Annotated in this window: 26 protein-coding genes and 1 other annotated feature; of the genes, 8 read left to right on the top strand and 18 right to left on the bottom strand. The window is 37.7% G+C overall.

What is annotated here, in order from left to right:
- Window positions 1–114 precede the first annotated feature (114 nt).
- Both RCG22_RS22555 and RCG22_RS22550 read right to left on the bottom strand, forming a co-directional pair.
- On the bottom strand, window positions 115–1,332 hold the full coding sequence (locus RCG22_RS22555; RefSeq protein ID WP_308104789.1) for an MFS transporter: 1,218 nt from the start codon (window positions 1,330–1,332) through the stop codon (window positions 115–117).
- Window positions 1,333–1,434: 102 nt separating this feature from the next.
- Window positions 1,435–2,043: a superoxide dismutase gene (locus RCG22_RS22550; RefSeq protein WP_066257643.1), complete on the bottom strand. Its 609-nt coding sequence runs from the start codon at window positions 2,041–2,043 to the stop codon at window positions 1,435–1,437.
- Between the two features lie 352 nt (window positions 2,044–2,395).
- On the opposite strand from RCG22_RS22550, the gene RCG22_RS22545 reads away from it, so the two are divergent.
- A complete protein-coding gene (locus tag RCG22_RS22545) occupies window positions 2,396–3,091 on the top strand; it encodes a Crp/Fnr family transcriptional regulator (RefSeq protein WP_308104788.1) in 696 nt (231 codons plus the stop codon).
- A gap of 29 nt (window positions 3,092–3,120) precedes the next feature.
- Here RCG22_RS22545 and RCG22_RS22540 read toward each other — a convergent pair whose 3' ends face one another.
- Complete coding sequence (locus RCG22_RS22540) at window positions 3,121–3,603, bottom strand: DUF456 domain-containing protein (protein WP_308104787.1); 483 nt, start codon at window positions 3,601–3,603, stop codon at window positions 3,121–3,123.
- Window positions 3,604–3,790: 187 nt separating this feature from the next.
- On the opposite strand from RCG22_RS22540, the gene RCG22_RS22535 reads away from it, so the two are divergent.
- The 3 genes from RCG22_RS22535 to ispG all read left to right on the top strand — a co-directional run bounded on the left by RCG22_RS22535 (window position 3,791) and on the right by ispG (window position 6,211).
- Window positions 3,791–4,564: a DUF1189 domain-containing protein gene (locus tag RCG22_RS22535; RefSeq protein ID WP_308104786.1), complete on the top strand. Its 774-nt coding sequence runs from the start codon at window positions 3,791–3,793 to the stop codon at window positions 4,562–4,564.
- A 97-nt stretch (window positions 4,565–4,661) separates the two neighbouring features.
- On the top strand, window positions 4,662–4,994 hold the full coding sequence (locus RCG22_RS22530) for a hypothetical protein (protein WP_098259548.1): 333 nt from the start codon (window positions 4,662–4,664) through the stop codon (window positions 4,992–4,994).
- 116 nt (window positions 4,995–5,110) lie between these two features.
- A complete protein-coding gene (gene ispG, locus RCG22_RS22525) occupies window positions 5,111–6,211 on the top strand; it encodes a flavodoxin-dependent (E)-4-hydroxy-3-methylbut-2-enyl-diphosphate synthase (RefSeq protein WP_308107226.1) in 1,101 nt (366 codons plus the stop codon).
- Between the two features lie 58 nt (window positions 6,212–6,269).
- On the opposite strand, the gene RCG22_RS22520 is transcribed toward ispG, so the two are convergent.
- Entirely contained in the window at window positions 6,270–6,752 is a 483-nt protein-coding gene (locus RCG22_RS22520; RefSeq protein ID WP_308104785.1) for a DUF4190 domain-containing protein, read from the bottom strand.
- A gap of 186 nt (window positions 6,753–6,938) precedes the next feature.
- Here RCG22_RS22520 and RCG22_RS22515 point away from each other — a divergent pair, with 186 nt between their 5' ends.
- A complete protein-coding gene (locus tag RCG22_RS22515) occupies window positions 6,939–7,541 on the top strand; it encodes a 5' nucleotidase, NT5C type (RefSeq protein ID WP_308104784.1) in 603 nt (200 codons plus the stop codon).
- 43 nt (window positions 7,542–7,584) lie between these two features.
- Here RCG22_RS22515 and zur read toward each other — a convergent pair whose 3' ends face one another.
- Genes zur through RCG22_RS22500 form a run of 3 tightly spaced genes read right to left on the bottom strand, consistent with a single transcriptional unit; the run spans window position 7,585 to window position 9,613 of the window.
- On the bottom strand, window positions 7,585–7,995 hold the full coding sequence (zur, locus tag RCG22_RS22510) for a zinc uptake transcriptional repressor Zur (protein WP_098259551.1): 411 nt from the start codon (window positions 7,993–7,995) through the stop codon (window positions 7,585–7,587).
- Window positions 7,992–8,843 (bottom strand): metal ABC transporter permease, encoded by an 852-nt coding sequence (locus RCG22_RS22505; RefSeq protein ID WP_098259552.1) that lies wholly within the window; start codon window positions 8,841–8,843, stop codon window positions 7,992–7,994. Before RCG22_RS22505 ends, zur begins: the two co-directional genes overlap by 4 nt.
- The gene (locus RCG22_RS22500; RefSeq protein ID WP_308104783.1) at window positions 8,840–9,613 is read right to left on the bottom strand and encodes a metal ABC transporter ATP-binding protein; all 774 of its coding nucleotides are present in this window, start codon (window positions 9,611–9,613) and stop codon (window positions 8,840–8,842) included. The genes RCG22_RS22505 and RCG22_RS22500 overlap by 4 nt, the downstream gene beginning before the upstream one ends.
- 171 nt (window positions 9,614–9,784) lie before the next feature.
- On the opposite strand from RCG22_RS22500, the gene RCG22_RS22495 reads away from it, so the two are divergent.
- Window positions 9,785–10,042 carry a DUF2624 domain-containing protein gene (locus tag RCG22_RS22495; protein ID WP_308104781.1) on the top strand — a complete coding sequence of 86 codons (258 nt, stop codon included), beginning with the start codon at window positions 9,785–9,787 and terminating at the stop codon, window positions 10,040–10,042.
- Window positions 10,043–10,070: 28 nt separating this feature from the next.
- Here RCG22_RS22495 and RCG22_RS22490 read toward each other — a convergent pair whose 3' ends face one another.
- Both RCG22_RS22490 and RCG22_RS22485 read right to left on the bottom strand, forming a co-directional pair.
- Window positions 10,071–10,964 (bottom strand): deoxyribonuclease IV, encoded by an 894-nt coding sequence (locus tag RCG22_RS22490; protein ID WP_098259555.1) that lies wholly within the window; start codon window positions 10,962–10,964, stop codon window positions 10,071–10,073.
- A gap of 21 nt (window positions 10,965–10,985) precedes the next feature.
- Window positions 10,986–12,302, bottom strand: a complete 1,317-nt coding sequence (locus RCG22_RS22485; RefSeq protein WP_308104780.1) for a DEAD/DEAH box helicase — start codon at window positions 12,300–12,302, stop codon at window positions 10,986–10,988.
- A 259-nt stretch (window positions 12,303–12,561) separates the two neighbouring features.
- Here RCG22_RS22485 and vrrA point away from each other — a divergent pair, with 259 nt between their 5' ends.
- On the top strand, window positions 12,562–13,230 hold the full coding sequence (gene vrrA, locus RCG22_RS22480) for a VrrA/YqfQ family protein (RefSeq protein ID WP_308104779.1): 669 nt from the start codon (window positions 12,562–12,564) through the stop codon (window positions 13,228–13,230).
- 141 nt (window positions 13,231–13,371) lie between these two features.
- Window positions 13,372–14,319, top strand: coding sequence for a 4-hydroxy-3-methylbut-2-enyl diphosphate reductase (locus tag RCG22_RS22475; RefSeq protein ID WP_308104778.1), 948 nt, complete (start codon window positions 13,372–13,374; stop codon window positions 14,317–14,319).
- 48 nt (window positions 14,320–14,367) lie between these two features.
- On the opposite strand, the gene RCG22_RS22470 is transcribed toward RCG22_RS22475, so the two are convergent.
- The 9 genes from RCG22_RS22470 to recO all read right to left on the bottom strand — a co-directional run bounded on the left by RCG22_RS22470 (window position 14,368) and on the right by recO (window position 24,574).
- Window positions 14,368–15,483 (bottom strand): Nif3-like dinuclear metal center hexameric protein, encoded by a 1,116-nt coding sequence (locus RCG22_RS22470; RefSeq protein ID WP_308104777.1) that lies wholly within the window; start codon window positions 15,481–15,483, stop codon window positions 14,368–14,370.
- A complete protein-coding gene (locus tag RCG22_RS22465; RefSeq protein WP_308104776.1) occupies window positions 15,470–16,189 on the bottom strand; it encodes a tRNA (adenine(22)-N(1))-methyltransferase in 720 nt (239 codons plus the stop codon). The genes RCG22_RS22470 and RCG22_RS22465 overlap by 14 nt, the downstream gene beginning before the upstream one ends.
- Window positions 16,190–16,263: 74 nt before the next feature.
- Window positions 16,264–16,629 (bottom strand): cytochrome c550, encoded by a 366-nt coding sequence (gene cccA, locus RCG22_RS22460; RefSeq protein ID WP_308104775.1) that lies wholly within the window; start codon window positions 16,627–16,629, stop codon window positions 16,264–16,266.
- 352 nt (window positions 16,630–16,981) lie between these two features.
- Entirely contained in the window at window positions 16,982–18,109 is a 1,128-nt protein-coding gene (gene rpoD / locus RCG22_RS22455) for an RNA polymerase sigma factor RpoD (RefSeq protein ID WP_098259562.1), read from the bottom strand.
- 41 nt (window positions 18,110–18,150) lie between these two features.
- Complete coding sequence (gene dnaG, locus RCG22_RS22450) at window positions 18,151–19,959, bottom strand: DNA primase (protein WP_308104774.1); 1,809 nt, start codon at window positions 19,957–19,959, stop codon at window positions 18,151–18,153.
- A 583-nt stretch (window positions 19,960–20,542) separates the two neighbouring features.
- Complete coding sequence (locus RCG22_RS22445; protein WP_308104773.1) at window positions 20,543–21,352, bottom strand: pyruvate, water dikinase regulatory protein; 810 nt, start codon at window positions 21,350–21,352, stop codon at window positions 20,543–20,545.
- A 40-nt stretch (window positions 21,353–21,392) separates the two neighbouring features.
- Window positions 21,393–22,013 carry a transcriptional regulator CcpN gene (gene ccpN, locus RCG22_RS22440; RefSeq protein ID WP_286137704.1) on the bottom strand — a complete coding sequence of 207 codons (621 nt, stop codon included), beginning with the start codon at window positions 22,011–22,013 and terminating at the stop codon, window positions 21,393–21,395.
- 125 nt (window positions 22,014–22,138) lie between these two features.
- Window positions 22,139–23,521: a glycine--tRNA ligase gene (locus RCG22_RS22435; protein ID WP_308104772.1), complete on the bottom strand. Its 1,383-nt coding sequence runs from the start codon at window positions 23,519–23,521 to the stop codon at window positions 22,139–22,141.
- A gap of 64 nt (window positions 23,522–23,585) precedes the next feature.
- Window positions 23,586–23,771 (bottom strand) — a binding site (T-box leader).
- A gap of 50 nt (window positions 23,772–23,821) precedes the next feature.
- Window positions 23,822–24,574, bottom strand: a complete 753-nt coding sequence (gene recO, locus RCG22_RS22430; RefSeq protein WP_308104771.1) for a DNA repair protein RecO — start codon at window positions 24,572–24,574, stop codon at window positions 23,822–23,824.
- Between the last annotated feature and the right edge of the window lie 17 nt (window positions 24,575–24,591).

Genomic DNA, 24,591 nt, shown 5'->3' with positions numbered 1-24,591 from the left:
CTTTCTCTATTTTATAGGATATGTCAGCTTTTTTCTATGAAAAACCCTTACCAATTTATCCGGTCATAGCGTCAAAGAAAAAAGAGCGCCGAGTAAAAAAAGATACTCAGCGCGTTAGGTAGTTGGTAATTGTACTCTTTTTAGAAAAAGATAGATGCATGTGTGCCCAGCGCCTAAAATGAGAAGGATAATTGGAATACTAGTTTCTGCTTTAAACCAAGTGATTGCCGCTAAAAAGGATAATATCGAAATGATTCTTCCCAAGTTTAAGAAAATTTCTCGAACAACTATGTATTCAATTCTCATTTCTGCTGCTTTCCATCCTGTTCCAATCACATCATATGTAGTTGACATATACGGGACGAGCAAAAGCGGATAGGCAATTGCAATGATCCCGCCATAGATTAACAATTTAACAAAATTTACGTCCCAAACAATTATAAGCACGGCAGTATATAGGAGTAGTCCGCCAATCAGTATCGCTTTTTTTCGAAACCTTTGTTTAATTAACCGGGAGGCCAGATAATAAGCGATACATGATATTCCTGAATTTAGAAGACCAAATGTACCTAAAGACATTTCACTCCCTGTCGAAAGATAAACAAGAACCGAGATGACAAATGCAAAAGTCCCTTCTCGGAGGCCCTGGAAAAAGTTAGCGTTCGTTATCAGACGCCAGTTTTCATTTTGTTTTCTTTCATTTAGAATCTTTTTAAAACAATAGCTTCCTGCCGATGGTCGAGGCTTTAATGAAAAACTCATAAAAACTGCAAGGGCAAACAATCCCAGAGACAGCCCAAAGACAATCGTATAACCCGTGAACTGTTCAAACCCAGTAATGATAATTCCGGCAGCGATTGGTCCAATCATTCCACCGGCAGATGTTAATATCCCCAGAAAACCATTAAAAAAATCTCTCGTATCCGGTTCGGTGATTTCAAAGGTTAACACATTAAAAGCCAGCCAATAAAAACCATATCCTACTCCTAACAGACTCCCTAATAGAAGTAAGTAAGTTGATGCACTTGTGCCCGATATTAACACCATGACATAAAATAGTGCTAAAAAAATTACACCAATTCTAAGAACTATCACCCTGTCTATTTTCTTTGCCCATCGCCCTGCTAAAATGAACGTGAGCAATTGCAGTACAACAGTCGATAAGTTATAGAGGGCGATATCTGAGTACTTACCCGTTTGTTTCCATAGATAAATGTTTACAAATGTGTTGGATAAAGCGATGCTTAAGGAATATAACCCACCGATCATAAGCAAAAGTGATAAATCCTTTGTTAGTTTAACATCACCTAGAATCTTAATATTTTTCACCATGAAAAACTCCCCTTTATCTTACGGGTAGTCTTTAACAAGCAAGTTTTTCTTATGCACAAAAAAAAGACAGCCTAGGACTAGGCTGCCTTTTTATCATCGCAATTATTTTGCTTGGCTGTAACGTTTTGATACTTCATCCCAGTTAACAACATTCCAGAAAGAGGAAATATAATCCGGGCGTTTATTTTGATATTTTAAGTAGTAAGCATGCTCCCAAACATCAAGACCAAGAATAGGAGTTTTGCCTTCCATTAATGGAGAGTCTTGGTTAGGTGTACTTGAAACTTCTAATTCCCCGTTAGACACAGATAGCCATGCCCAACCAGATCCGAAACGAGTAGTTGCTGCTTTAGCAAACTCTTCTTTGAAGCTTTCGAAACTGCCAAATTTACTGCTGATGGCATCAGCTAATTCACCAGCAGGTGCACCGCCGCCATTTGGAGAAAGGATTTGCCAGAATAAAGAATGGTTCGCATGACCACCGCCATTGTTACGAACTGCTGTACGAGCAGCCTCTGGAACCGCATCCAAATTAGAAATAACTTCTTCAACAGATTTAGAAAGTAATTCTTCATTCCCAGCTAAAGCGTTGTTTAAATTAGTTACATATGTGTTGTGATGTCTAGTGTGGTGGATATTCATTGTTTCTTTGTCAATATGTGGTTCGAGTGCATTTTCTGCATAAGGTAATTGCGGTAATTCAAATGCCATTATTATTCCTCCTATGTAAATGTGATTAATCGGCTTTAGAATTTTGAATATTTCTAAAGCTTTCCCTTTTAAGATACCAAAGTTACATCATTGTTTCAAATATAATGCTTAGGTACTTAACATAAATACCATTCCCGAAATCAATGAATTTATTCATTTTTATTGAAAAGGGAATTCAAAACCGTTTCTTAACAAGTTTCGAAAAATTGTCACGTTTAACCTAAAGTGCAATCTGTCAACGATTTTTGTCATATCCGACTTTTGTCACTATCAATCCTTGTTACGGCTCTATTGACACCATGTTAATAATTTATTTTAATCAAAGTGTAGGATGTATAAGGGGTGATTTTCTATGCAGACAAGTAGTTTTTCTATATATAATTTATTAGTTTATTTTTTCGAAAAAAAAGAACCTATTCAAAAGATTAAAGCAGGTTCCGTTCTTTTTCAAGAGAAGGATTCGGTTGAATATGTTTACTTATTGCTTAAAGGAAGTATATCACTTGGCAGAGTTCATTTACGCGGTAAGGATTTTATCTTAAAAATCCTAAATGATCAGGAATTAATTGTAGAGTATCAACTTTTCAAACAAAATCCTCATTATCAATTTTACGCAAAAGCGATGACTGATTGTGAAATGATTCTTATTAAAAGGGACCAATTTGAACAATTCGTTAAAAATGATCCTGAAGCAATGAGTGCTCTTGTTGCTTGGCTAAGTACCGGTTATTTAAAAGCACAAATGAAATGCCAGGACCTAATTATGAATGGTAAAAAAGGCGGTTTATATTCGATCCTCATCCGTTTATGTAATTCTTATGGCATCAGGACAGAAGATGGAATTCTTATTGACCTTCCTTTAACACATCAGGAGTTAGCAAATTTAACCTATGGGACACGAGAAGTTATCCAAAGAGCCTTAAAAGAACTTCGCGAGAAAGATATTATTACGTACGAAAATCAAAAGTTTACCATAAAAGAACTGGATTATTTAAAAGAAGAAGTGGATTGCCAAAATTGTTCCTTTGAAATTTGCGGATTGAATTAATATCAAAAGCTACCAAACTGGTGGCTTTTTTACATAACCAAAATGAAAAAATAGACAATCATTAGTATTTGGATAATGGTTTTTGTGATGACACTGCTTATAAATCCGATGACTGAGCCAAAGCCAATTTTAATACTCTCTGTGAAATTTCTTTTGTTGAAGATTAATTCAGCTCCGATAGCTCCGATAAATGGACCAATCAGAATTCCTAAAAAAGGAATAACAAATGGACCTACGATTATCCCAATCGTACTCCCCCAGATTCCTGCCTTTGATCCCCCATATTTTTTGATTCCGATCATATTGGCAATATAGTCTGCAACAAACAGAAGAACGATAAACAAACCTTGAATTAACCAAAAATACCATTGAAAGGGGTGGAAATTAAAAAAGACTCCATATAATAAAAACCCCGCCAGTAAAAATAACACACTTGGAACAATCGGATACACCAGACCAACAAATGCAACAATAAATAACAAAATAATGATACACCAATAAATCAATTCCATTTGATTCATCCTTCATAAATGAATTCTCAATATTTTTCCAGTTTACACTTCCCTTCATACGATTATAACTTGTATTAAGTTTCAAAAAAGAAAAATGAGTTGTTGTCATTCTTGTATATAACCTTTACTAAAGATACAATAGATGCGGAAGCAATCATTTGTGATTTAATGTATAAAGGTGGTCATTATGAATATTTTCAAGCAATTGTATAAAAGCATTTATTCGCCAAAAGATATTGCCTTATTTCGATTTCAAGGGATAGGAAAAACAATATTATATGTGTTCTTCTTAACATTAATTTCGATCTTGCCATCAGTTATCTACTTAAGCACAACGCTTACTACAGGTATCGATACGGCTAGAACGATTATTAATGATGAATTACCTGATTTTTCAATTCAAGATGGCCATTTAACAGCAGAAACAAAAGTGCCAATAACCATAAATAAGGAAGATTTTACCGTTATCCTTGACCCAACAGGAGCGATTTCATCTGAGGATGTTCAAGATGAAGGAAATGCTTTTGCACTTTTGGAAGATGAATTTGCCCTAAGCGCAGGTGGCAGGACGGATACATATCCCTATTCTATGTTAGAGGGGCTTAACATTGCAAAGGGTGATCTTCTCGATTTTATTAATGCAATCGGTGGAATGAAATGGGTAATCATACCTATCGTTTCTGTAATTCTCTACTTATTTGCAAGTGCGGGTAGTTTTATTGAAGTAACGGTTTTGGCTCTAATTGGTCTCTTATTAAAGAACCTTTTAGGAAGGAAGCTGAATTACCGGCAATTGTGGCGAATGGCGGCTTACAGCGAAACATTACCCACACTATTTTTCACCATTATGGCGGCAATTAAAACAACCGTTCCTAACAGCTTCATGATTAATTGGTTTGTTGTAATTATCGTCTTATACCTAGCCATAAACGAAGTACCGAAACCAAAAAAAGTGAACTAGAAGACGCCCATCCCGGGCGTTTTTTTTAATACATTCGTTCTTTTTACAGTTGGACAAGCATACCTATGTACAAACTGTCCATTTGGAGGCTTGTCCGATGAAAAAGTTATTTGGTTTCTTATTAGCCGTTTTAATCATATATGTGATTTATATTGACTTAACTGTAGGTACTCTGCCGTCTTCAATTACTCAGCAGGTGGATGCTAAAATCGAGACACAAAATACCCAACTAAAAACAGACATACCTGCTTTTGAAGCAAAAGTTGAACCTGGTGAAACCGTAATATCTATCGTGGAGCATCAACTGGATAAATCACTTCCGGTATCAATTCAAGACCTAATCGAGGATTTTCGAAAATTAAACCCCGGGGAATCACCAGAAAAAATACAAATTGGGTCTACATATCATTTCCCTGATTACTCAAAATAAAGAGGATAATGCTTTTTCTTGTCAAAATAAGTGAAAGGCTGATAAAATAAAGTCGAATTGTTTTTATATACCTTATTCGAATCCCATTTTGAAGGAGCGAATTACAAGTGAGTGAAATACTACACCGCACAAAAACTCGACCAATTAAAGTAGGGAACTTAACGATTGGCGGGAGTAACGAATTATTTATTCAAAGTATGACCACAACCAAAACACATGATGTTGAAGCAACTGTTGCTGAAATAAAACGTCTTGAGGAAGCTGGCTGTCAGATTGTTCGTGTAGCTTGTCCAGATGAACGAGCGGCAAATGCCATTCCTGAAATCAAAAAAAGAATCAATATTCCACTTGTTGTCGATATTCATTTCGATTATAAATTAGCCCTGAAAGCAATTGAGGGTGGAGCAGATAAAATCAGAATCAATCCGGGTAATATCGGAAAGCGGGAAAAAGTCGAGGCTGTCGTAAAAGCTGCGAAAGAAAAAGGGATTCCAATCAGAATTGGCGTTAATGCCGGCTCGCTTGAAAAAAGGATTTTAGAAAAGTATGGATATCCAACTGCGGATGGTATGGTCGAAAGTGCTCTTCACCATATTAAGATTCTTGAGGATTTAGATTTCCATGATATTATCGTGTCCATGAAGGCATCTGATGTTAATCTTGCAATTGAAGCTTACGAAAAGGCATCAAGAGCGTTCGATTATCCCCTGCATCTTGGAATTACTGAGTCTGGAACCTTGTTTGCAGGCAGCATAAAAAGTGCAGCAGGTTTAGGGACTATTCTACACATGGGTATTGGGAACACACTACGAGTTTCCTTAAGTGCAGATCCTGTTCAAGAGGTAAAAGTGGCGCGAGAACTTTTAAAAGTGTTCGGCCTCTCTTCCAACGCAGCCACCTTGATTTCTTGCCCGACTTGCGGTCGGATAGAAATTGATCTCATCAGTATTGCAAATGAAGTCGAAGAATACATTGAAAAAATTAAAGCACCAATTAAAGTAGCTGTTTTAGGCTGTGCTGTTAACGGACCTGGAGAGGCCCGTGAAGCGGATATTGGTATTGCCGGGGCTCGTGGTGAAGGATTGTTATTCAGGAAAGGTGAAATCGTCCGTAAGGTGCCTGAAGCACAATTGGTTGAGGAATTAAAAAAGGAAATCGACCAAATTGCAGAAGAATATTTTAAGAAAAAAGCTGAAGAAGAAAAGATCATTAAATAATAACGTCAAGAAACCCGGTAATTTTACCGGGTTTCTTTTTGCTCCTATGCAGGTTGTGTTAAAAGAACGGGAGAATAAAGATACCAATAACAATCGATATGGCACCGATACCTATGGCCCAAGCACCTAGCCCATTGGCCCCTCTTCTTCTGGCAACAAAACCTAACACAATCCCTGCAGCACCAAAAAGAATAGGCATTACAAACAATGATAAAATCGAAAGCACTAACGCAAGTGTACCTAAACCGGTACCGCCAGCAGCTTTTTCCCTTTCGTCTGACTGTTCCCTTCTGCGGATAAGAGGAACAGGTGCAGCAATTTCAGCAGCTGTTTCTTCCTTATATTGAGAAGAGCGAATCGGAACAGAATCACCAATCCTTGGTGCAGACTCATCTTTTTTCAACGTGTAGTGAGCCTTAATCGGTTCAGTCAATTCTGTTGAAGTCTCCTCCCTAAATGATGTAGGAGAATTGGGAATATCTTGACCAATCGTCGAGCTTCGAAGAGCCTCTTGCACTTTCGTGTCTCTTTCGTCTGCCATCCTAATCCCTCACTTTCAGTAATAGGAGCATTAATTATTGTTCGCCTTTGATTGCTTTTTAGTATGTTAATGTTTGCTAAAATTAGTCTTTTATTTCTATTACCGAAAAAATTATACTTTATTGAAGTCGATACTTTGGTAAAATATATAGAGATACTGCAAAGACAATAGAAAGTGAGTAAAAACATGAAGAAAAGATTTGGTATCGATATTGACGGAACTGTCACCTGCCCAAAATCCATCCTTCCTTTTATTAATAAAGCATTTGGGCTTAACATTTTGTATGAAGACGTTACCCAGTATGAATACACTCCATATGTAAATGTTTCTGAAAAAGAGTTTGCAAAATGGTTCACAGAAAATGAGCCTGTGATTTATGCTAATTCCCCACTTGCTCATGGAGCAGGGAAAGTTCTAAAAAAGTGGAAAAACGAGCATGAATTGTTTTTTATCAGTGCCCGTAGTTCGCATTTACTTGATATTACAATTGATTGGTTTATCGATAATGGACTAACATTTGATCACATTGAATTAATTGGATCCCATGACAAAATCGCTTCCATTAAAAAGCATGGTGTTGATATCTTCTTTGAGGACAAGCATGATAATGCGGTGATGATCCATGAAGAGTGTCAAATTCCAGTCATATTATTTGATACACCATATAATCAAGACCCTCTTCCAAACGGTGTGATCCGAGTGAATAACTGGAGTGAAGCATATCAATGGGTAGAAAACTGGGAAAGGCAACAAAAACTCAGCCGCGAAATGGTTGGTTCCCTTACTTAAATTTACCTATAAAAAACAGCTTGTCTGGAGACAAGCTGTTTTTTTAATGACATTCAGGACATAGTCCGTAAATCTCAAATTTATGACCTGATATATCGTATCCTTTTAAATTTTCACTTATGTCGTTCATTGGACAAGTTTCAATCTCTTTCGTTTTTCCGCACGTCAAACAGATAAAATGGTGATGATGATGATGTCGTGAACAAGTAAAGCGGAAGTGCTTCTCTCCTGATAGTTCTGTCATCTCAAGAATCCCCATATTCACGAACAAGGAAAGGTTTCGATAAATCGTATCAAAACTTAAACCAGGGTAATCATCTTTCAGTTCATCCAGTACGTCCTTGGCGGTTAAATATTTATCACTGTCAGCAAACAATTGAAGCATATCTTCTCTTTTACCTGTTTGTTTAAACCCTTTTTCTTTTAAGTATTGAATCGCCTCATTTACGTTCAACTGACTCGCGCCCCCTTCCGAATTAAGAATTTTTTATAAAATATAGAAAAAATTAAAATGAGAACCGCAATCATCACGATAGTCCCACCGGGAGCTAAATCTAAGTAATACGCTGTAAACAAGCCGCCAAGTACTGACACTTCCCCAAAAAGGACAGATAAAAATATGGTTTGCTTAAATCCTTTTGCTAGTCGGATACTGGCTGCTACCGGTAAAGTCATTAGCGATGAAACTAATAAAATTCCGACAATTCTCATCGACGCTGCAATTACCAAGGCCACCATCACAATAAAAATGAAATGAATGCTTTTCGCCGCAATTCCCGATGCTTTTGCATGTTCTTCATCAAAGGATAATAAAAAAAGCTCTTTATATAATAAAATAATCACCAAAATTACCAAGAGACCGATTGTAAATACGACCCATAAATCAGTTCTGCTAACTGCCGAGACACTGCCAAATAAATAACTGAATAAGTCTGTATTAAACCCATTAGCAAGTGAGATGAAGATGACCCCTAATCCAATACCACTAGAAAGAATAATTGGAATCGCAAGTTCTTGATAGTGCTTGTAAACACCCCTCAGTTTTTCGATAAACAGTGAGCCCCCAACAGAAAAAACCATTCCTAAGTATAATGGATTTACACCAGCCATCATGGCTACATTTCTTTCCAGGAGTAAACTCGCTGCTATCCCTGCTAGGGTAACATGACTGAGGGCATCTGCAATTAATGATAGTCTTCTGACAACGACAAACACACCTAATAACGGAGCAATAATTCCGATCATCAGCCCGGTTAAAAAGGCATTTTGTAAAAATTCATAGTGGAAAATTCCTTGAATCATTTTACAACGCCTCCGTGTTCGTGGTTATGCGCAATAATATGCACATCATGGCCATAAACTCTAGACATATCATCCGCTCGATGCTGCTCAAATTCCTGTGTTTCCCCATGAAAATGCAAATGCTTATTCAAGCAGGCAACATGTGAGACTTTATCCGAAATCGTCCCAATATCATGAGTAACTAATAACAGAGTAATATCACGGCTTTTATTTAAGTCACTCAGCATTTGATAAAAGTTGCTGACATTCTCAGCATCAACACCTACGGTCGGTTCGTCTAGAATAAGGAGACTCGGTTCACTAACAAGAGCACGTGCAATAAAAACTCTCTGCTGCTGACCTCCAGAAAGTTCACCAATATTTCTGTTACTAAACTCTTTCATACCGACTGCATCCAATGCATCGATTACTTTTTGGGCATGTTCTTTTTTGAAAAACTTAAACATCCCAAGCTTTTTCGTCAGGCCGCTCTCCACAACTTCAAAAACGGTGGCAGGAAAGCCTGTGTTGAAGGAATTAGCCTTTTGAGATACATAGCCAATTTTTTGCCAATCTTTAAATTTATTGATTTCCTTCCCGAATAAAAAGATGTTCCCTTTTTGGGGTTTTAATAAACCTAAGATTAGCTTCAATAGTGTCGATTTCCCAGATCCATTCGGGCCGACAATGGCTAAAAAGGATCCACTGGGAATGGTGATATTGATATCCTCAAGGACCACATCTTTTTCATAACGATAGGAAAGTTTTTTTACTTCTATAATTGATTGCATAATCAGCGCATCACCTTTAATTATAAGAATCATTCCGATTTAACTCAAGTAGTATACAATAGGTCATCTTGATTGTAAAGCCGCTACACTTATATTCATACAATCGTTTCATAAAAATCTCTAATCACACTCTTGGAGCTTTTTCATACATTAAGGTGAGGAGTGGTGAGAGTGACAATTTTTCAAAGCATCATTAATCATAAAATTAACACAATAACCGCTGACGAACTGATAAAATATGCGAATCAATTTAATATATCAGTGAGTAAGCAGCAGGCAGTAAAAATTGCCGAATACTTAAGAGGAAAAAATGTTAATATATTTAATGATTCCGAGCGAGCTCAATTAGTAAAGGAAATTGCTAAAACAGCTGGCCCAGCAACGGCAAGAGAAGTGAATAAGTTATTTATCCAGTTGACTAAAAACTAAAAAGCTGTGCACTTTGCACAGCTTTTTATTATGATTGACTTATTAAATCAAGAAGTTCCTCATTGAACTTTTGTTCCCTAAGCATATTAATCTCAAATTTATATGGTGCTTTTTTATTATTCTTATCCTCACCGACATAAGGAGTTTCTAAAATTTTGGGAATATCCGCAAGCTGTGGATGGTGGACAATATAATTAAGCGCCTTAAACCCAATATGACCAAAGCCGATATTTTCGTGTCTGTCCTTTCGCATCCCGACTGCATTTTTACTATCATTAATATGCAGTACTTTCAGTTTGTTGATGCCAATGATTTTGTCAAACTCATTTAATACACCATCAAAATCCTCGACAATATTATAGCCAGCATCATGGGTATGGCATGTATCAAAACAAACGGACAGCTTATCACTGTAATTTACTCCATCCATAATCATTGCTAATTCCTCGAAGGATTTCCCACATTCGGAGCCTTTTCCAGCCATTGTTTCCAAAGCAATTTGCACTTGCTCTTTACCCGTGAGCACTTCGTTTAATCCTTCGATAATTTTTTTAATCCCAGCTTCCGTACCAGCACTTACATGCGCACCGGGATGAAGGACGATTTGCTTAGCTCCAATGGCCTCTGTTCTTTCAATTTCTGTTCTAAGAAACCTTACACCCAACTCAAATGTATCCGGGTTCGTTGTATTTCCAATATTGATAATATACGGAGCATGGACGACAATTTCAGAGATTCCGTTCTGTTCCATATGCTTGCGCCCTGCTTCAATGTTTAGATCTTCAATTTTTTTTCGTCTTGTATTCTGCGGTGCGCCCGTGTAGACCATAAACGTGTTTGCACCATAGGAAACTGCTTCTTCGCTTGCGGCAAGCAGCATATTTTTCCCACTCATCGAAACATGTGATCCTAATTTAAGCATACCTTTTTTCTCCCCGTTTGTTTATTTTTTTCTTTGCTCAATCCTTCGTTCACGCTTTTTAATTTTATCCATTTCCCATTGCATTTTCTTTTTATAACCTGGTTTTACTTTGTTTGGTTTCTTAACCAAGGACTTCGCTTTTTGATCAGCCTTATCCTCTTGTCTAACACGCGTTTTTCTTTTATTTCGTTCGTCCACGGTAACAAATTCGTTATTTTTTAGATCCACATTCTTAAATTGAATCCCCATTTTTTCTAATCGGTTTAATGCATCTTCATCTGATGCCTCATAAATGGTGAGGGCAATACCTGAATTTCCGGCACGCGCTGTTCTACCTACACGATGAATGTAAAAATCCAAGTCAGACGGAAGCTCATAGTTGATGATATGGCTGACCCCTTCGATGTCAATACCTCTTGAAGCAAGGTCGGTTGCAATAATATATTGATAATCCAAATCCTGAATCTGCTTCATCATCTGTTTCCGTTCTCGAGGATTTAAATCACCATGCACACGGCCAACTTTTAACCCTTTTTCATTTAGGAAGTAAGCCACTTCTTCAGCCATTTTTTTTGTATTGGTAAATACAATCGCTAGATATGGATTGTAAGCAAGAAGGGCATCATGAACAAGTTGCTTTTTACTGCGGTGTCTTGATGGCAAAAGAATATGCTCTAAATTTTCTGCCGCTCTTCTTTTTGGTTCGATTTGAACAGTTTTTGGATTTTCCATATACTTTTTAAGGAAAGGTTTTAGTTTTTCAGGTATCGTTGCTGAATAAACGAGCATTTGCAGGTTTTCCGGCATTTTTGCTGCTACTCTATCCAAATCCTCAATAAATCCCATATCCAACATCATGTCGGCTTCATCCACAACAAGTATTCCCGCAGTATGAACAAAAAGTGCCTTTTCACTCATGAGGTCATTAATTCGTCCTGGGGTTCCTACGACTATTTGGGGCTGAACCTTTAATTTTTCAATCGTCCGATTCTTATCTGTTCCCCCAATATAACATCTAGTCATAATGGCTTGCTCTGGGCTGCAATGCTCGGTTACCTTTAAAATTTGGTGGTAAATTTGAGAGGCCAGTTCTCTCGTAGGAGCAGTAATGACAGCTTGTACTTCCTGTCGAGCAGGGTTAATTTTTTCGAGGATTGGAAGAACATAGGCTAGCGTTTTCCCCGTTCCTGTTTGTGACTGACCAATAGCACTTTCTCCCTTTAAAACGATAGGTATCATCCGTTCCTGAATCTCAGTCGGTTCAGAAAAACCAAACTTCTTAACGGCTTCATTGATAAATGATTGAAACTTAAAACGCTCAAAACGATTTTCTTTCATATTTTTGCTCCTTATATTTAAAATCTAATGACTTTGGAGTAGTTTTCATACTTTAGCAAGAGCCACACTTTTTATTCCATCCTGCAATTATAGTCAATAACACGGCAAAACTCCAGTTATCTTTCGTTTTAATATCATTTTCTACTTTCTGCTGACTTTTAAACAACTAAATTTAGTCTTTGTCCTGTGTATAATACCTAAACCAATTTAGGATAAATGCATAATTTAAACCATGAGGCAATTGAAAGGAGGCAAAGAGATGCAACCAAGACCAAGAATGCCTTTTCAGGGTGGGATGGGCTCAGGACCTTTTGGACCTCGTAGTCAGATGATGAACCCTGGGTTTAGCCCATTTGGCGGCAGGAATCCGATGATGGGCGCTCCTTCTAATCCGTTTGGAAGAGGAAACAACCCCATGATGGGGCAAATGATGGGAAGAGCTAATCCTATGACGGCAGGCCGCGGGGGTGGGGGATTACTTTCGAAAATTCTCGGAGGAAGAACCCAACCTGGTGGCTTGATGGGAATGCAAGCAGCAGGAAGAGCAGCAACAGGCAACGGAGGTGGACTGCTCCAAACTTTGAGTAACCCAGGCGGGATAACCAGCATGTTGAATAATACCCAGCAGGTGCTAAAGACGGCCCAATCATTTGGACCAATGATTCAACAGTATGGCCCCATGATAAAAAATCTCCCTGCGATGTGGAAAATTTATAAAGGATTCAAAAACGCTTCAAAAGAAACAGATGAAGCAAAAGAAGAAAATAACCAACCAACAGCTGAAGCTGCCGATGAATCATCTAATAACGAAGAAACTATAAATAGAACTCCCAAAAACAAGGAGAAACGTAAGAATAATCCACAGCAGACGCCGTCAAAAAGGAATTCTTCCCAAAAAGGCAGTTCAGTTCCAAAAATGTATATTTAAAATAAGAATGCTGGAAACAGCATTCTTATTTTTTCTTCGAAAATGGAAAAGGAAAAATGTATCTTTGTATTATTTATATTAGTTTTATATAATAAGTACATAAATCTATGAATCAATGTTCTTTTTAGGGGGACTTTTAATATGCAGATCATCAAAATTTCACCACGCGGTTATTGCTATGGTGTGGTCGATGCCATGGTTATTGCGAGAAACGCTGCTTTAGATAAAACATTACCACGCCCAATCTACATTTTAGGGATGATTGTTCATAATAAACATGTTACAGATGCTTTTGAGGAAGAGGGGATTATTACCCTTGACGGTAAGAATCGTAAAGATATACTCGATAAAGTTGAATCAGGAACAGTAATATTTACTGCTCATGGAATATCTCCAGAAGTTAGAGAACTGGCGAAAAAGAAAGGGCTAGTAACGATCGATGCGACATGTCCTGATGTGACGAGAACCCATGATCTAATTGAAGAAAAAACAAGAGAAGGCTTTCAAGTAATATATATCGGAAAAAAAGGTCATCCAGAACCCGAGGGTGCGGTTGGTGTAGCACCTGACATGGTCCACCTGGTTGAAACTCCACTTGATGTCGAAGCATTAACGATTGACTGTGACAAGCTGCTTGTGACAAATCAAACTACGATGAGTCAATGGGATGTAGCTGACACAATGAATAAAGTTCAGGAAAAGTATCCTCATGCAGAAGTTTATAATGAAATTTGCCATGCCACGCAAATACGCCAGGAAGCAGTTGCAGAACAAGCAACAGAAGCGGATGTAACTATCGTGGTTGGGGATCCGAAAAGTAATAATTCCAATCGTCTAGCACAGGTTTCTGAGGAAATTGCCGGTACAAAGGCCTATCGCATCGCCGATATTACCGAGTTAGACATTGACTGGATTAAAGATGCCAAAAATGTTGCTGTCACATCTGGCGCCTCGACACCAACACCAATAACAAAGGAAGTTATCACATTCCTTGAACAATTTAACCCAAACAATGAAGCTACTTGGGAACGCCGTAAAAATGTCCAATTAAGCAGAATATTGCCTAAGGTTAAAAAGACTGAAGTTTAAAATACTACTAATCAAAAAGAACCGAGTCCACGGACCGGTTCTTTTTGATTATACAAATTGAAATGGATCTGTATTTACTTTCGAAGGAAAAATTTCGACGGTGTAACCCGATTCTTGGCACATCTTTTGTAATGTTGCTGTCAGGCCCTTTTTCATAACCTTTTCGACATTATGACCAGGATCAATCATGTTCAAGCCCTGCATCTGCGCATCATGGGCTGTGTGATAATAAATATCTCCTGTAACATATACATCTGCCCCTTGAAACTTGGCATTCATGAAGTATTTATTGCCATCTCCGCCTAAAACTGCTACTTTTTTAATTCTAGTACTTAAATCACCCACGACACGGACATTTGAAACTTCAAATGCGGTTTTCACTCTTTCCGCAAATTCTCCTAATGTCATTTCTGGGACCTTCCCGATTCGACCAAGACCGAGCACATCTCCTGTGTTCTCAAGCGGATAGACATCATAGGCCACTTCTTCATATGGATGCGCCTTGATCATCGCAGTAATCGTCTTCTTTAGAAGCGGTTCCGGAACGATGGTCTCAAGTCTCACTTCTTCTACCTCTTCTAACCTGCCTGCCTCTCCAAGAAAAGGATTGGTATTTTCACCAGGCAAGAATCTCCCGGTCCCGTTGGCGGAGAATGAACAATAGCTGTAGTTTCCAATAAATCCTGCTCCTGCCTCTCCAAGGACTTTTCTAATAACTTCCGCGTGGCTAGCTGGTACAAACACTACTAATTTCTTCAGCTTTGTATCAAAAGTAGGCACTAGTACCTCTGCATCTTGCAGCTCTAGAGCATTTGCAAGAAGGTCATTTACCCCGCCTTTAGCGACATCAAGGTTTGTATGTGCTGCGTAAACAGCAATATCGTGTTTTACTAATTTTTCGATCATTTTCCCTTGAACCGTGTCAGTTAGCAAATTCTTAAGGGGACGATAAATAATCGGATGATGGGCGATAATGAGTTGAACATTTTTTTCAATTGCCTCATCAATTACATTCTCCAGAACATCAAGGGCAATCATTATTCGTTCAACTTTTTTATTTAAGCGGCCAATTTGTAAGCCAATCTTATCCCCTTCCATCGCTAAACCTTTGGGTGAAAACTGTTCAAACAATTGAATAATTTCGTGTCCATTAGGAATTTTCAATCTTAAGAGCCTCCTCTACAAGCTTAATTTTGGCGATGATCTCTTGCCTTTTTTCATTCGTTTCAGACGAATGGGCTGCTCCTTCAAGTGCCTCAAAAATACGCAACCAATTTTTCATTTCTGCTGTCCACTTTTTCTTAAAAGTCTGATTTTGCTTTTGTACAAGAAATGGTCCCAATAACAGTCCCATATCAACATTTTTTTTATAAGGCCTATGAGGGTCTCCTCTTTCACCAATCAAAATCTCGTAGATTTTCCCATCTTCCTCAAGTATTTCTTCGCCAATAAGTTCCCAGTTATTTTCAATCAACCATTTCCTGATTGAAATCGCACTAATATTGGGTTGTAAGACCAGACGCTTGATCGAGGCCAACTTATCTTTACCATTATCTAATATACTTGCGATTAAGGCTCCGCCCATTCCCGCAATTGTAATACAATCGACTTCTCCCTGCTCTATAACTTCCAGTCCATCACCCAACCTTACGGAAATAACCCCCGCTAGCCCTTCTGCTAATACGTTCTTCTCAGCCGATTGAAAGGGACCCATGGCAACTTCACCAGCAATAGCAAATGGTAACCCCTCGTTTTTAGCTAAGTAACAAGGTAAATAGGCATGGTCTGAGCCAATATCTGCAAGTCTTGCATCTTTCGGAACATATTTAGAAACCGCACCTAATCTTGCTGACAATTTATCTGTATTCAATCTAACCACCACTTTTATATGTAATTTACTAAGTATAAAAAAAGTCCCTTACAAATGCAAAGGACTTTTTCTAATTATTTAAGTGTTGCTAACCAATCTGCCATTGCTGCTGCTTGTTCTTCTTTAACAAGACCTGCTGGCATGCCTGTACCTTTACCTTTTGTAACAAAAGTCATAAGTTCTTGTTTAGAATACTTGCTGCCGACACCTTTTAATGCAGGTCCTACTACCCCTTGATACTGATCGCCGTGACAGCCAATACAAGATTGCTTGTAAATGTCTTCTGGCTTTGATGCGGCAACCTCTGTTTTCTCAGTGCCTTTCCCACTTTCCTTAGCAACTTCTTTCATATCACCAAGACCTTTGAAAGACAAAATTAGAATTAGTACAATTCCAAATGCCATGATGAGAATGTAAGGAATAACTGGATTTCGCTTCATGATATAACCTCCCTTATGTACGAACGTCTGTTAAATATTGAATAAGTCTGCAAACAACTACTATTTTACTTGAAAATGAACAGAAGGAAAAGCCCTAAACTTATTTTATCACTATAATCTTAATAAAAAAAGTTGTATTAAGCCTGAAGTGACATCATCAATCAGGTTTAACACGAAGGAGAAAACAAACTAAATTAAATGCCCATTTGCAAAATGAGAGACAATTCAGTAAAATGGATTCAAATAGAGAAAGTGCTTACATTTACTTAATTGGTCCAAATGTTATACTCTTTTAAGCAGTTAACAAAAATAGCCTACTTCAGTTATGAAATAGACTATTCAAGCAAATATTTTATTCTAAGAAATCCTTTAACCGTTTGCTGCGACTAGGGTGCCGTAACTTACGCAATGCCTTTGCTTCAATTTGACGGATACGTTCACGAGTAACACCGAAGACTTTTCCTACCTCTTCGAGTGTACGAGTACGGCCATCATCCAGTCCAAACCGGAGGCGAAGGACATTTTCTTCCCTATCTGTCAAAGTATCCAAGACATCTTCAAGCTGCTCTTTTAATAATTCATAAGCAGCATGCTCTGATGGTGAGGTTGCATCCTGATCTTCAATAAAATCACCGAGGTGAGAATCATCCTCTTCACCAATAGGTGTTTCCAGTGAGACAGGCTCTTGGGCAATTTTCAATATTTCCCTAACTTTATCTGGCGTTAAATCCATATCTTCACCAATTTCTTCTGGTGTTGGCTCTCGGCCAAGATCCTGAAGTAATTGACGTTGAACACGAATCAGTTTATTTATGGTTTCAACCATATGCACAGGAATACGGATAGTCCTTGCTTGGTCTGCAATCGCACGTGTGATTGCTTGGCGGATCCACCATGTTGCATAGGTACTAAATTTAAAGCCTTTTCGATAATCAAACTTCTCAACAGCTTTGATTAGACCCATATTACCTTCTTGAATAAGATCAAGAAACAGCATTCCACGACCTACGTACCGTTTTGCAATACTTACTACAAGTCGGAGGTTTGCTTCAGCAAGACGTCGTTTTGCTTCTTCGTCGCCTGCTTCAATTCGGTTAGCCAGTTTAATTTCTTCTTCAGCAGAAAGCAAATCAACACGGCCGATTTCTTTTAAGTACATACGAACCGGATCATTAATTTTAACCCCGGGTGGGACGCTAAGATCATTTAGATCAAACTCATCATCATCACCTTTAGCTATTTGCTTAGGATTTGGATCTTCTTCACTTTCACCAACTAATTCAATACCTTGATCACCGAGGAACTCGTAAAATTCGTCCATTTGGTGTGAGTCTAGTTCAAAATTAGCCAATTTCTCAGCAATATCATCATAGGCAAGGACGCCGGTTTTTTTACCCAGTGCCGTTAACTGGTCTTTCACTTGTTCAAAAGTGAATTCATTCTCCACTTCTTTTGAACGGGCTGATTTTTCAGCAGCCATATGTGCCCCTCCTTCCAGAATCAAAGACAGTAAAATGGAATCTATAGTGATTTACGCAATTGAATGATTTCCATTGCAATTACAGCAGCTTTGCCATGATCACTTTGTCGCTCCGCGTCTTTTAGTTCCACTTCTTTTTCTTTTATCTTTAACAATTTTTGATAATTCAACACCTGTTTGATATAATCAGTTAATTCTTGACTGCTTAGCTCGTCGTTTATAGACATCATTTCAATATTGGCAACCATTCTTCTAAGATTATCATCTTGAATATAGGATAAAAACGTACTTGAATCAGGTTCGAAATGATCCTCATAAAATCCTAACAGATAAGTTATTATTGCCTGATGTTCATCGATATTAAACGTGTTTCCCTGTAATAAATCTTGAACTTTATAAGCAACATCTCGATCTTTTAGCATATGAGCGATTAATCGCCTTTCCGCTGTGTAATGTTTCGGTTTAAGCTCACTTTCTTTTTTAGGGATTACAATGGGTTTATTAACAGGCTGGTTTTTTCCGGATGTATTTCTTTTATCAGCAAAGAACATCTGCTTTTGCTGCTGTTTTAATGCATCTAATGAAAGTGAAAACTCTGCTGCAAGCTGCCGCAAATAATGATCTCTTTCAACCGCTTTATTCAAATTGCTAATTTCTTTAATTATCACTTCGATATAGGCAAGCCTATCTCCTTCTTGCTGAAGGTTTTTACCTCTGCGAAAGTAAAGAAATTTGAACGCCATCCACGTTAGACTTGCACCGATAACTTCATTACGGAATTTTTCGGGACCGTGCTTTTTAATATATTCATCGGGATCCATGCCATCTGGCATCATCGCAACTTTTATCTGAAAGCCTGCATTATTGAGATGATTCCCAGCTCGAAAAGCAGCTTCAATTCCCGCCTTATCTGAATCGTAGCAGATAGTTACGGATTGGACACTTTGCCTTAAAAGGGCTATATGTTCATCTGTCAAGGATGTCCCCATCGTGGCAATGCCATTTTCCATACCCGAACGATCTGCGGATATGACATCAGCAAATCCTTCCAATAAAACAGCGTATTGCAATTTTTTTAAACTCGGCTTGGCATTATGATAATTATATAAAATTTTACTTTTATTAAAGATTGGTGTTTCAGGACTATTTAGATATTTGGGCTCTTCGGCCCCTAGTGATCTGCCTGAAAACGCAATCGTATTACCATTTCGGTCAAAAATTGGAAACATTATTCGATCCCTAAATCGATCGAAGTAAGAACCATCCCTTTCACGTTTGATAATTAATCCGGCTTTCTCCATCCATTCAGGTGGGAAATCTCTTTTAGACAGAAATTTATAAACAAAATCCCATGAATTTAGGGAATACCCAATTTGAAATTTATCAATCGATTCTCGTGTAAATCCCCGGCTTAACAGATACTCCAAAGCGTGCTCGCCTTCTTTTGTATTTACAAGCAAGTGATGGTAAAATTTCTGTAATAGCTCATGAGCCCCAAGAAAAGCTTGGTGCTCTTTAGAAACCTTTTTCTCACCATGCCCCCCAGACAAATTAATTTCAAGGTCAATATTTACCTTTGAAGCTAGTTTAAGGGCTGCTTCCTGAAAGGAAATACCTTCAAGTTCCATTAAAAAAGAAAAAACATTACCACCAGCGCCACAGCCAAAACAATGGAAAATTTGTTTATCAATTGATACTGAAAATGATGGGGTACTCTCTCCATGGAATGGACATAATCCGAAGTAATTTCGCCCCTGTTTTTTCAGTTGAACATAATCGCTGATTACTTCGACAATATCAACAGACTGACGAATTTGATCAATCTTTTCTTCGGCAATGCGCTCTGCCATGAAAACAACTCCATTTGTACTATCAGGTATTCGGCAGGCAATCTTTAAATTCCTGCAAATTTCGACAAAATTTTTGTTAATTCTGACGTAATCTTAATCGATCTTCCATTTTGATACGGTTTTGTTCCTTTCCCGGTAGATTTCCCTTCCCATCGTCACCATATTTTCAGTTTACATATGTAGAAATTTCTTCTTTCATATGGTAATCCTAGGAAGCGACAAAGAGAGAAGAATGGTGTCAAACTTGGATACTATTTCGACAATCTCTGCCCCGGGAATGAATCTGCATCGACATAAAATAGTCGGATTGCCTTTCACATAAGTATTAATTCTACATCTCTCCGCATATTCCTTCTTTAAGTAATAACTTTTATAAAAGGATTTATGTCGAATTCTTTTTAGGGGGTTCCCTTGACATCTAACAATAAATAGTTTATTCGTTCACAAGCAAGTCTAAACCTAAAAAGATATATTTTTATCACAATTTTTTATTATAGTACATTTATCATCATTTTACCATAACTTTTTATCATTATTATTCCACTTTCTATCAGTAGAAAACACATAATCTAATGATTATGTGTTAAGATCTCCCTTTATGAATATAATTTAGGATAACATTTGCCGTTTCTTCTACGGCTTTATTGGTAACATCAATAACAGGACAGTTTATTTTCTTCACAATTTTTTCAAAAAAGATTAACTCTGCTTTAATACGTTCAATATTGGCGTAACTGGCCTTATCATTTAACCCTAAGGAAATTAATCGTTCCTTTCTGATATTATTTAACTTTTCTGGGCTTATTTTCAAACCGAAGCATTTCTCGATTGGAACCCTATAAAGTTCTTCTGGCGGGTCAACTTCTGGAACAAGCGGGACATTCGCAACCTTTAAACGTTTATGAGCTAGATACTGAGATAGTGGCGTCTTGGAAGTTCTTGATACACCAATTAAGACAATATCTGCTTTTAATATGCCTCTTGGGTCCCGGCCATCATCATATTTTACGGCGAATTCAATCGCTTCCACTTTTTTAAAATAATCCTCATCTAACTTACGAACAAGTCCTGGCTCACAAAGAGGTGTCTTTCCACTGAAAACTTGAATCTGATCCATGATTGGGCCAATTAAATCAACAGCCAAGATCCCTTCCTTTTCCGCTCTTTCCTTGATATATGTACGCATTTCAGGTTTGACAAGCGTAAAGGCAATCATAGCTTTATCCAGTAAAACAAGGGAAAGAACTTCATCAATATGCTCCTGATCCTCCACATAGGGAAATCTTTTTAAAGTCATCCCAGAGCCATTAAACTGGCTTATTGCTGCTTTGGTAACTAGTTCAGCTGTTTCCCCCACTGAATCAGATACAACATAAATAATTGGTACACTCATTCTCCCTCAACAACCCCTCTTCAAGTTAACTTTCCGTTTGTTACTCATCACCAAGGGCAACAAAAGCCTTTGTAATGTTAGTCTTCGTTAATCGCCCGATAACTTCATACCCATTTTCTGTTTTTCGAACAATTGGCAGGGCATCAATTTGTTTTTCAATTAACTTTTTTGCGATATCAATCAATAAATCATCCCGTTCACACATGGTGATATTTGGCATTCTGGTCATAATAATATTGACAGGAATAGAGGTAAGCTCTTGCTTCCCTATACTTGCTCTAAGCAAATCCTTCCTTGATAGTACTCCAACAAGAATGGTATTTTGATCTACTACAAATAATGTTCCCACATCCTCAAGGAACATAGTACAAATAGCATCGTAAACGGAGATATTTTCGTTCACTACTACAGGAATGGATTGATAATCTTTTACATATATTTTTTGTAGATTTTCGGTCAACAGCTGTGTCCCAGACTTTCCAGTATAAAAATAACCGACTCGCGGTCTTGCATCTAAAAAGCCTGCCATTGTCAATATTGCAAGATCTGGCCTTAATGTAGCTCTAGTTAGACTTAATTGATCTGCAATATGCTCCCCGGTAATTGGCCCATTTTCTTTTACAATTTGTAAAATATGTTCTTGCCGTTTGGTCAGTTCGATTGTTCACACCACCTTTGTATTACTTTTAGAGGAGATTACACACGACTTTCTAAAAGTCATACTTATTAGGAATATTATATACTAATGAATGTATTAAGAAAACTCGCCAAGTGGCGAGTTTCTCATTAAAACGTCATCTTTTCTTGTAAAAAGCTAACCAGTTCTTGGATTGGAATACGTTTTTGCTCCATTGTATCACGGTCCCGAACTGTAACCATATGATCTTCTTTAGAATCGAAATCAAAGGTGATACAATACGGTGTCCCGATTTCATCATGACGGCGATAGCGTTTGCCAATTGAACCTGATTCGTCATAATCCACTGAAAAGTGCTTAGCTAAAGCAGCGAATACTTCACGTGCTTCTTCAGACAGCTTCTTCGATAACGGAAGGACTGCCGCCTTGAACGGGGCTAAGGCTGGGTGGAAATGCATGACCGTTCTAGATGTACCATCTTCAAGCTGTTCTTCGTCATAGGCATCAATTAAGAAGGCTAAGGTCACCCGATCCGCTCCTAAGGAAGGTTCAATACAGAATGGTACATACTTCTCATTTGTTTCAGGGTCAAGATAATGGAAATCTTCACCCGAAAACTCCATATGCTGCCTCAAATCATAATCTGTTCTTGAGGCAACACCCCACAGTTCACCCCAGCCAAACGGGAACTTAAATTCAAAATCAGTAGTTGCATTACTATAATGCGATAGTTCATCGTCAGAGTGGTCCCGAAGACGTAAATTTTCCTTGGTAAGACCTAAAGACATTAACCAGTTTTCAGCAAAATTTTTCCAATAATCAAACCATTTAAGCTCCTCACCAGGCTTACAGAAAAATTCAAGTTCCATTTGTTCAAACTCTCTAGTCCGGAACGTAAAGTTACCTGGAGTTATTTCATTACGAAAACTTTTTCCAATTTGAGCAATACCAAACGGCATTTTCTTTCTCATCGTCCGCTGAACATTTTTAAAATTCACGAAAATACCTTGGGCTGTTTCCGGGCGAAGGAATATTTCATTTGTACTAGATTCTGTTACCCCTTGAAAGGTTTTAAACATTAAATTAAACTGACGAATTCCTGTAAAATCATGACTGCCACAGTCTGGACAGGCAATATTATGCTCTTTAACCATTTCTTCCATTTTTTCAAATGGTAAGCCGTCAACAACCAATTCAATCCCTTTTTCATCAAGCGCATTTTCAATTAATTTATCAGCACGATGACGTGCTTTACAATTTTTACAGTCAATCATTGGATCATTAAAGTTCCCAATATGTCCTGAAGCTTCCCATGTACGAGGATTCATTAGAATACTTGCATCTAAGCCAACATTGTACGGCGACTCTTGAACAAATTTTTTCCACCATGCCTGCTTAATATTATTCTTAAATTCAACTCCTAGCGGGCCGTAATCCCAAGTATTAGCGAGTCCTCCGTAAATCTCTGAACCTGGAAATATAAATCCTCTGTGCTTCGCATGTGAGACGATTTGTTCCATTGTTACTTTCATTTAAATTGCTCCTTTTAATAAATTTGCTTTCAAACAAAAAAACTCTCGTTCCTATGCTTATTAGCATAGGGACGAGAGTTACCCGCGGTTCCACCCTAATTGCTGTAAAAATACAGCCTCTTTAATCGTGTTATTTAACACATTAGCTTGCTCAGGAACGCCTTCCTTAGTGCCCTATACCCTAGCTTCCACCACCCTAGGTTCGCTTTTATAGAGATGACTAAGTACTCTTTTCCGTCAATGCAAATATTTTATTAAAGAAAATAATAGCGAAAACTCCAAACATTGTCAACTGGTCAATTATAAGAGATTACGAAATTTATCCATCGAATTAAGAAACTTCTTCGTTTTGAGATGAAGACCCGAGTACTCTTCATAGTAAGAAGTAATAACATTTTTAAGCTCAGCCTTCGTCTCAGCTTTCACAGAAATATTTCCTAACCTAGAAAGATCAAAATAATAAAATAGCCTGATTAATTTAACCGTACTAGGTGATAATTTATAATGGTACGGATCCTTATCTAGACATCGATGACAGATAAACCCGCCTTCACGAATGGAAAAAGAAAAAAGTCCGTCTGTATTGCCACAAATAGAACATTGATTCAAGATTGGATTTAATCCCAACATATTTAACATTTTCATCTCATAAATATTCATGAGTATATCCGGATCGTAGCCTTCATTCAAGTAATTCAATGTTTGATAGAGCAATTCAAAATGATAAGGATTTGGTTTTTTTTCTTCCGTGCATTTATCGGTTAACTCGACAATATAACTTGCATAGGCCGTTAAAAAAATATCTTCACCTATTGACCTTAAGGAGGTAGCAGTTTCTCCCTGCTGCATACTTCCTAATCCAGATCCTCTATTAATTAGAAAATAACCATGGGTAAAAAGCTGTGTAATCGAGGAAAGGCGGCTGTTTGGCTTTTTTGCACCACGAGCCATTGCGCCCACCTTTCCCCATTCCCTAGTATATAAAGTCACAATCTTATTTGTTTCACCATAATCTGTTGTTCTAATAACAATGCCTTCACACTTTTGAAGCATTATTGTCACCTTCTAAA

Origin of the sequence: Neobacillus nitrireducens, from assembly GCF_030915405.1 — a bacterium.
Classification (GTDB): Bacteria; Bacillota; Bacilli; order Bacillales; family Cytobacillaceae; genus Neobacillus.
This window is presented reverse-complemented; position numbering and strand designations above follow the sequence as displayed.